The organism is Paludibaculum fermentans (assembly GCF_051172195.1).
In the GTDB taxonomy this organism is placed as follows: Bacteria; Acidobacteriota; Terriglobia; order Bryobacterales; family Bryobacteraceae; genus Paludibaculum; species Paludibaculum fermentans_A.
On record NZ_JBPJAQ010000008.1, the window covers coordinates 1 to 8,894 of the forward strand.

Genomic DNA, 8,894 nt, shown 5'->3' on the forward strand with positions numbered 1-8,894 from the left:
ATCGTTCCGGCCAAGAGCCCGTGCGGGCCGCTCCATCGAGGGCCAGGGCTGAGGACGAGGTGAGCAGGTATTGATTGAGAGGCACCTCAAGCCGACCGCACAGGCGCTCTCCGATATAATTCGAGTGTCCAGCACCTTCAGCCGGATTCTGCGGTTGCAGCCCGCGGTCATGAAACCATACGCTCTACTGACGGCGGCTACCGCCTTCCTGGTTTATATGCTATTTAACGGATATTGCATGGTATTTGACCAGGCCCTCTGGAAGCGATCGAGGTTGATTGTCAGGGGGAGGCTTGATGAGTTGGACATGAGCCTTGTGGAGAACCGGGTTCATATCATGATCCTGGGCGGGGTTTTCCTTGCGCTCACAATCTATATGATCAGCGGCATTTGGGGACCGAGCCTGCGGCGGTTTTTCCGATAGGAAGGGAGGGGCCCCGGCCTCCTCCCACGCTGCCCCCATTTGAGAAGTCTCCTGTAAGAATGTGCCCCCTAATGAGGACAGATGCATGGCGGGTGATTTGAGGCCGGAGGTCAAACAGGCGTTGGACTGAATCGGGGCACTCCCATTGCTTTGGCGGCACTGACGGCGATGCAGGCCCCATTGGAGACGTGAGCAGGGCCGTGGCCCGCTCCGTTGAAGACGCGACTGGGCCGGGTGCCTGCTTACTGCCGTGCGCGGTTCGCAGCGCGGTGGGGACCCCTCCCTGACGGTCGGGGTTCGTTGCGGCTTCCTTTGCTTTGGCGGTCCGGAGGGCCGTGGCCCGCTCCTTCCCAGTCGCGGTTCGCAGCGCGGTGGGGACTGCGCCGTTGCGGCCTTGGTTCGTTTCGTCCCGGTCCGCAGAGATTACCGGTTGAGGCATGATTGACTGCCTCGGCGGCGAATGATCCGTCTAGATGGGGTAGTGGAATCCGGCGAGAATGGTTCCATGGGGCCGTCGTGGATGAAGCTAGTTCTGATTGCGCTCGCGTCGACCACTCTGCAGGCGCAAGTACCTGTTGCGTCCGCGGAGACGGCGACGGTGAGGATCGTGGTCAGGGATTCTTTCGGCAGGCGGGGCTCCGATTGCCGGGTGCTGCACTTCGTTGTCGATACCGACGCCACCCGGGCTCAGCTGGGCAATTTGGAACTCACCGATCAGCCGGATTACGCGGGCAGATTCGACGGCATGGTTGCGCATGACATCCCATATGGCGAATACATCGTCGATGTGAGATGCGCGCGTCCGGATGGCGCCGGCGGCTCGTTTCGTTCGTTCATCCAAAAAGGAGAAATGACCCTGAGCCTGGCGGGATACTCCTGGGGCGGCGACGATACACGGCCGGGGGGACGGATCAGTCTGACAGCTCGCCTTTCGAAGAACTCAGGAGCGAGTAGCCGGGCTGGGTTCTGGATCAAGGCAGTGGGCGTCTTTCTCGAGCGGACCGAAGAGGTGGAACTCGATCCTGCCCAGGGCCAGGCGGTGTTTTACCATCTGGAGCCCGGGACGTATCTCTTCCTGTTATTCAAGAAAGATCAATTGGTCTGCACCAGGCAGATCGACCTGTTTCGTGGAGGCGCGCAACTGGAGATCGATCCGGGAGCTCCGTGCAAAATGGAGAGCCGTTCAGATGCGGCTGCGGTGAAGGCAGAACACCGCTGAGACTTCCTGAATCATTCGTTTGCGACGGCGGCAACTGGCGGAGCTTCGCGGTTCTGCCGCTTTGCGCTCACTGGCGCCAAACCAGGGCGCGTACCAGAGGTACGGAGGAACGATGGGCATTCGTGGATGTTGACGCTTTAAGTGTATGGATTGATATGGATTCGTGATTCAATATCAGGAACCGAATAGGAGGCAGGGATGTTCATTACCATCAGGAGTTTTCGCCACTGCTGGATGCTTGGTTTCAGTGCAATCGTGTTCGCGCAATCCGGTGAGACGCCCACGATTCCCAAAGGTACGCAGGTGACGGTCAGGACCCTGGATTCGATTCAGTCCAAACAGAGTGAGGTGGGGCAGAGCTACCGCTGCACGATGGACTCGCCGGTGGTGGCCGAGGGCAAGGAGATTGTCTCGAAAGGCGCCGACTGCGTGATGAAGATCGTCGAGATGAAGAGCGCAGGCAAGCTGAAGGGGAGCAATGAGTTGAAGCTGGTGGTGTCGGAGATCCGCGTGGGGAGCAATCTTATTGCGGTGAATTCCGAACCGACTGAGGTTAAGGGAAAAGGGAAAGGGAAGTCGACGGGGCTGAGGACGGGGATCGGGGCGGCGGCGGGCGCAGGTTTGGGCGCCGTGCTGGGCGGCGGCAAGGGCGCTGCAATCGGCGGTGGGATTGGGGCCGGAGCGGGAGCGGCGTCGGCGGCCATGACGTCGGGACCGGAGATCAAAGTTCCGCCGGAGACGCTGCTGACGTTTGTCATCCAGTAAGGAGGCGTCATGGACAGTGCAGTGTTTGCGGGCGTGCTGGTGGCCGCCCTGGCTGCCGGGTGGATGCCCCTGACAGGCGCCCCGGGCGCGGAGCTCTGGAGAGAGGGGGCGTGGGCGGTGGAAGGTCCGCCTGGCGGGCAATGCGGCAGCATGCCGCTGTTGCAGGTGAAGGGGCCGGGGTCGATTCTGGAGCCGCAGAATGCGCCGATTCTGGCAAACCTGGAGAAGGGCCTGCCCGCGGTGATGGCGAAGGCGTGCCCGAACGTGCGCGAGGTGATTCTGGTGAGCGGACGGACGCGGCGGCTGATGCGGCTGGCGGCGCCAGGCACAGAAACAGCTCACGCGCCTCCGGCAGCAAGGAGTCCATCCGCAGTGATTCCGGCTTCGCCTTCAATGGCAGGTAGTCCATCCGCGGCTACCCCTCCCCCGACGGCGGCCGCGCCAGCGACGCCCGAACCTCCGGCCGCCGCCCAGAACGCGGGGGCTGAAGAGGCTCCCAGGAGAAGAGTGTCCGCTTCCGGCGGGCGCGCGGCGGCACCACCGCCGGCCCCGGTGTCCGCGCCGGAGACGGGAATGGCAAGCGCATCGGCAGTACCTTCCTTGAGCCGGCGGAGTGATTTGCGCAGCCTGTCGTCCGCAGGCAATATCGAGGACAAGTGCGAGGTACTGTTGAACTGGCTGGAGAGCAGCAAGACCGGCGCAGCGCCGGCGGTGAACTATCGCTATCGACCACCGGCCGAGCAGATGGGCCTGTTCCGGGACGAGCCGATGATGGCGGTATTCAACAGTACCTACGACAGGACCGAGAACCGTTGGCGGCTGGAGCAGTATGAGAAAGTGATGTCGCGCTGCATGGGGATGAACCCGTCGCGTCCGACCCCGTTCAACCGCGATCCCAATCGAAAGCTGATGCAGTACAGCCAGCAGTTTGAGCAGTACCGCCAGTTACTGAACCAGGCGTTTCTGGGACAGCCGGGCCCGTTGGAACCCACGAACATCACGCGGTATGTACAACAGGTGAGAGAGCAGACAAGTTGGGCAACGCAGGCGATGAGTTCGGCCGCAGCGGCCGGGACGTCGCGGAGTTCTTTTGACCGGATCCGGGAGCAGCAGCAATCAGCGGCCACGCAGATGGCGCTGTTGAGCGGCGGCGAGAGATCGCAGGTGGCCGACTATCTGGGGCGGCGGCAGGCGGAGATGGCTCCAGTGATCGCGGAGGAGTGGATCCGCGACGCGAGCTCGGCGCAGAAGGGCGCGGCTTCGGCCAAGGTGCTGCAGAGCAGCCATGCAGGGATCGTTCCAGTGCTCAGCACGATGGATGCGGCGTCGCGCACCACATTTGAGGAGCGGTACAGACGGCTGATGGAATCGCTGATCGCAGAGCCGTTGCAGGCGGAGATCGCGAAGCTGCAGTCCGTGCCGGCGACTCTGCCGGGGGTCCTGCAGATGACGGCGTGGAAGGCGACGTTCGATGCAACGTTCCGGGACCTGCGCGGAGTGGCTTCCGTCGAGGCGGCGGGGCATGAGTTCAACCAGGCGCGGGTGAGGATCCTCGCCGGAGCGCTGCCGGCATGGATGCAGGAAGTTGGTGCGATTCCGGTGGATGGCGCGGCCATTACCGTGAAACGGAGGGAGATGGAAACACTCTTCCCTGCCCGGGAGGACCGGGCGTCCGCGCAGTTCACGCAGTATGAAACGCCGTTGCGCGCGAAGGAGGACCAGCTCCGGCTGAAGGTGGAGGCGGAGATGCGGCGGCAGCAGCAGGAGGCGCAGGCGGCGGCGCTGGCGCGGCAGCAGGCTGAGCCCAGCGCTCCGCGGCCCCAGGCGACCGGCGGGGCTCCAGGTGGATCGCTGGCAGGGACTCGGGGCAAACCGGGTGCCGGGCTGGCGGAAGGGAGTTTCCTGGCGAAAGGGCTCCACAATGAAGGGACGCTGGCGAGCCTCTATCGCGGCGATTTCCTGAAGATCGGGTTCGACCGTGACGAATTGGGCTTTGTGGATATGTACGGCCAATATCTGCTGTCGTTTGGGCGCCAGTGCGGGGCGTATCTGCCCGCCAACAAGGTGGAGATGACGCGGCAACGGTGCACGGCAGAGATGGTGACGAGGAACGGCTATGGAGTGGAGATCAGCCGGTACTGCACGAACTGGGTGACCGAAGGCATCGGCGTCTACGCGGATCCTGAGATGTACTCCGTTAAAACCCAACTGGACCGGCTGGCCGCCGGAGATGCGATGCGGCATGTGGGCAGGGTGTTGACGCAGAGGGATCCGATTGCAGGGGTGATGGCGATGGCCGGCAATGCCCAGGCGATTCAGGCGGACATGGAAGATGTGGTCCAGCAGAATGGCTGCGCCAGCGCGGGGCTGAAACGATTTGAAGAGAACCTGCGGTTATTCGCGATGAACCAGCAGCCGATCCGGTTGGGGGAAACGGGTCCACGGCTGTCAGCGATTGCGCCGCTGCCTGGGATCCCGTTCCGGGATCAGAACTACATCAAACTCATCGAGGACCTGGTGTCTGAGCACTCGAAGACCTGGGCGATGAACCGGTACCTTCGCGGAAGTGTCGGGGGTGTCTCGGTCGCATCGAGGGACCCGCAGGGCAGGCCGGCCAAGGTCGTTGCGAACTACACCTATGACGGTTTCAACGGACGCAGCCAGGGATCGGTGAGTGTGAAATTCACGGAAGGCGTGCCGGAGTGTATGTATTTCCATGATTTTCCGGCAACGTGCCGGACTCCGAACCGGGCGATCGTCGCATCGTACTCAGACGGCGCGTATCAGGAGAAGTAGCAAAGACGGGGCTGCGCGGCCTGTGTGAGGATGCCTTCGCAACTTTCCTCTTGCTTACCGAGAGAAGTCTTCGTACACTCATCTAGGAAACCGAGATGAGTAAGCCAAACGACCTGGTGCAGGGGACCCTGGACCTGCTGCTGCTGAAGATTCTGGCGCTGGAGCCACTGCATGGGTGGGCGATCAGCCTGCGGCTGCGATCCATTTCCGGTGACGTGCTGCAGGTGAGTGAGGGGTCGTTGTATCCCGCATTGCACAAACTGGAGCAGGAGGGCTGGATCCAGGCGGAGTGGAAGCAGACGGAGAACAACCGGCGGGCGAAGTTTTACTCGGTCACGGGACTGGGGCGGAAACAGCTGGAGACGGAGACGGCGAACTGGCAACGGCTGTCGACGGCCATCACCAACGTTGTGCAGATCTCGGAGGCTTAGAGACCTATGCGAATGGAGCACTGGTGGTACACGCTGCCGTTGCGGCTGAAGTCGATTCTGCTGCGGCGGAGGGCCGAACGGGAACTGGAGGAAGAGCTGCAGTTCCACCTGGAGCACAAGATCGAAGAGGGCATCGCGCAGGGGCTCACGCCGAAGGAAGCGCGGTACCGGGCGCTGCGGGCGATGGACGGGCTGGAGCAGCGCAAGGAAGAGATACGCGATGTACGGCACGTCCGGTGGCTGACGGATTTCGTGGATGACGTGCGGTATGCGATGCGGAGCCTGCGGCGCACGCCCGGCCTGACGGCGTTTGTCGTGATGACGCTCGCGTTGGGGATCGGGATGACGGCGACGCCGTTCAGCATGTTGGACGCGCTGATCTTCCGGCCGTATCCGGTGGCGAACCCGAGCGAGATTCTGACGCTGATGAGCACGTCGCGGGACAACCGGTTTGACGCGTTCTCGCATGGCGAGTATCTGGACATCCGGACCCATGCGGAGAGCTATGAGGGCGTGACGGCGAGCCTGCCGCTGAGTGCGGTGGGATTCAGCGCGCAGGCGGACACGACGCCGGTGGTGCGCGGCGGGATGCTGGTGTCGGGCAACTACTTCCGGGTGCTGGGGGTGGAGCCGCAACTGGGGCGCGGGTTCCGGGATGAAGAGGACACGGTGCCGGGACGGGATGCGGTGGTGGTGCTGGCTCCGGGGTTCTGGAAGCGGGAGTTTGCCAGCGATCCGGCGGTGGTGGGGCGGACGGTGCGGTTGAATGGGGCGGAGTTCACGGTGATCGGGGTGGCTCCGGAGTCGTTCCCGGGCATGTTGATCTTCAGCCGGCCGGACTTCTATGTACCGCTGGCGATGGCGAAGTTGTTCCCGACGGACCCGCGGAAGAGTTTCTTCCTGGACCGCGACGACCGGGCGTTGACGGTGCGGGCGCGGCTGAAGCATGGGGTGCCGCAGCAGCAGGCGCAGCAGGAGATGGACCTGCTGGCGAAGGGGTTTGAACGCGAGTATCCGAAGTTCAACCGAGACAGAGGGGCGGCAGTGCGAACGCAGTTCGAGTTGCGGACGCGCGAGGATGACGTGAACTGGAAGTTCAGCGTGATCTTCACGGTGCTGGCCCTGGGTGTGCTGCTGGTGGCGTGCACGAATGCGGCGGGGCTGTTGTTGAGCCGTGCGCGTACGCGGACGAGGGAGATCGCGGTGCGGCTGGCGATGGGCGCGGGGCGTTTCCGGCTGATCCGCCTGCTGTTGACGGAGAGCCTGGTGATCTCGTTCCTGGGCGGATTGGGCGGCATTGGCGTGGGGTACATCGGGATTGAACTGCTGAAGAGGTTTGAGATTCCGGCGGACCTGCCGGTGACGGTGCCGTTCCGCATGGACACGCGGGTGCTGCTGGCGAGCCTGGCGATGGCGGGGTTGTGCGCGCTGTTCTGCGGCCTGGCGCCGGCGTTGCAGAGTACGCGGATGGACTTGTCGGCGGGGCTGAAGACAGCGGATGTGGATGTGCCGGGACGGAAGCGGCTCTGGGGCCGGAATGCGCTGGTGGTGGCGCAGGTGGCGACGTCGCTGATGCTGCTGGCCGCCTCGTTCCTGATGGTGCGGGGGTTCCGGAGCGGGTTAGTGGAAGGTATTGGATTCTCGAAAGATCACTTGTTGATGGTGAAGTTCGATCCGCGGCTGATCCAGTATTCGGAGGCGCAGACGCAGCAGTTTTACCGGCTGTTGTCGGAGAGGCTGCGGGGTACGGCGGGGGTGCGGAGTACGGGGTTGACGCAGAATCCGCCGCTGGGACTGGACAATTTCGACAAGCTGGCGTTTGTACCGGACGGGTTTGAGATGCCGCGCGATCGGGAGAGTTTCACGACGTCGATGGATACGGTGGATGCGGGGTATTTCCAGACGATGGGGATTGGGATTGCGCGAGGGCGCGGGCTTGTGGAGTCGGACAGCGCGGAGGCGCCGCGAGTGGCGGTGGTGAACGAGCATTTCGCCAAGCACTACTGGCCGAACCAGGATGCGCTGGGCCAGCATTTCCGGCTGGAGGGGCGGACGGGTGCGAGGGTGCGGATTGTGGGGATCGCGCAGACGGTGAAGTATGGCGAGACGTTCGAGAAGCCGCGGGATTTCGTGTATCTACCGATGGCGCAGCGTGCGGCCGGACGGATGGTGCTGATGGTGAAGACGACGGGGGATCCGATGCAACTGGTGCAGCCGGTGAAGGACGTGGTGCGGGGGCTGGATCCGAATATGCCGATGATTGAGACGCGGACGTATGAGGATCTGTACCGCTATGCGTCGGTGGACGGGCCGCAGGTGGCGATCAACCTGGTGGGCACGTTTGGGGCGGTGGGGCTGCTGCTGGCGATGGCGGGCCTGTATGGGATGGTGGCGTACAACGTGAGCCGGCGGACGCGGGAGATCGGGATCCGGATGGCGATTGGCGCGAATCAGATGGACGTGCTGCGGCTGATGATGGGGAAGGGCCTGGTGCTGGTGGGCATCGGCACGGGGATTGGGCTGGTGCTGGGGTTCGCGGTGGAGCGGATGCTGAACTCGATGTTGTTCAACGCGGGCGGGGTGGATGTGCTGGCGTACCTGGTGGTGGCTCCGGTGATGCTGCTGGTGACAACGCTGGCGGCGTATGTACCGGCGCGATCGGCGACGAGGATCGCACCGACGCGGGCGCTGCGGTACGAGTAGCGAGCCGTTGGGCCGAGGACGTTAGCGATATCTGGCGATGCGGCCTTTGGGGCCTACGGCCCAGCCGGTGACGCCATTTCTGGTAAAGCTGATGGCGTTGTAGGGCGCGTCGTCGAAGTGGGTCCAGTTGCGGCCGTCGTCGCGGGAGACGTCGGAGCCGGAGGTACCGGTGGCGATCCAGAGGCCGGGTTTGGGCAGGTATTTCACGGCGGAGCGGAAGCCGGCGGGCGGCTTGGCGGGGGACTTCCAGGATTTACCGCCATCGGAGGAGTAAGCCGCTGTCTGGCGGCCTTCCTTGTCCTTGGAGTAGTCGCCGCCCACAATGACGCCGTGGTCGCCGTCGCGGAAGGCGACAGAGAAGATGCCGGCTCCGGGGCCATCGTTGCGGATGGGGGTGGCGGTGGCTTTCCAGGTGCGGCCGGCGTCGCGGGAGCGGACGACGCGAGCGGCTCCTGGGCCTCCGGTGACGTACCAGGCGTCGCGACTGCCGCGGACGAAGATGCAGGAGTTGCTGGCGGGGAAGGCGCCTTCACCAGGAAAGGCAAAGGGTGTCTGG

At 63.8% G+C, this 8,894-nt stretch carries 6 protein-coding genes; 5 read left to right on the top strand and 1 reads right to left on the bottom strand.

Features of this window, described 5'->3' with window-relative positions:
* Nucleotides 1-944: 944 nt before the first annotated feature.
* From ACR9Y2_RS40145 to ACR9Y2_RS40165, 5 genes are all read left to right on the top strand, one after another.
* Complete coding sequence (locus ACR9Y2_RS40145; RefSeq protein ID WP_435047561.1) at nucleotides 945-1,643, top strand: hypothetical protein; 699 nt, start codon at nucleotides 945-947, stop codon at nucleotides 1,641-1,643.
* Nucleotides 1,644-1,841: 198 nt separating this feature from the next.
* Entirely contained in the window at nucleotides 1,842-2,408 is a 567-nt protein-coding gene (locus tag ACR9Y2_RS40150; protein WP_435047562.1) for a hypothetical protein, read from the top strand.
* 9 nt (nucleotides 2,409-2,417) lie between these two features.
* Nucleotides 2,418-5,204: a hypothetical protein gene (locus ACR9Y2_RS40155; protein WP_435047563.1), complete on the top strand. Its 2,787-nt coding sequence runs from the start codon at nucleotides 2,418-2,420 to the stop codon at nucleotides 5,202-5,204.
* 95 nt (nucleotides 5,205-5,299) lie between these two features.
* Nucleotides 5,300-5,635, top strand: coding sequence for a PadR family transcriptional regulator (locus ACR9Y2_RS40160; RefSeq protein ID WP_435047564.1), 336 nt, complete (start codon nucleotides 5,300-5,302; stop codon nucleotides 5,633-5,635).
* A 12-nt stretch (nucleotides 5,636-5,647) separates the two neighbouring features.
* Nucleotides 5,648-8,338 (top strand): ADOP family duplicated permease, encoded by a 2,691-nt coding sequence (locus ACR9Y2_RS40165; RefSeq protein WP_435047565.1) that lies wholly within the window; start codon nucleotides 5,648-5,650, stop codon nucleotides 8,336-8,338.
* A gap of 21 nt (nucleotides 8,339-8,359) precedes the next feature.
* Here the strand turns inward: ACR9Y2_RS40165 and ACR9Y2_RS40170 are convergent.
* The coding region (locus ACR9Y2_RS40170) for a WD40/YVTN/BNR-like repeat-containing protein (protein ID WP_435047566.1) at nucleotides 8,360-8,894 on the bottom strand (535 nt) is incomplete at its 5' end.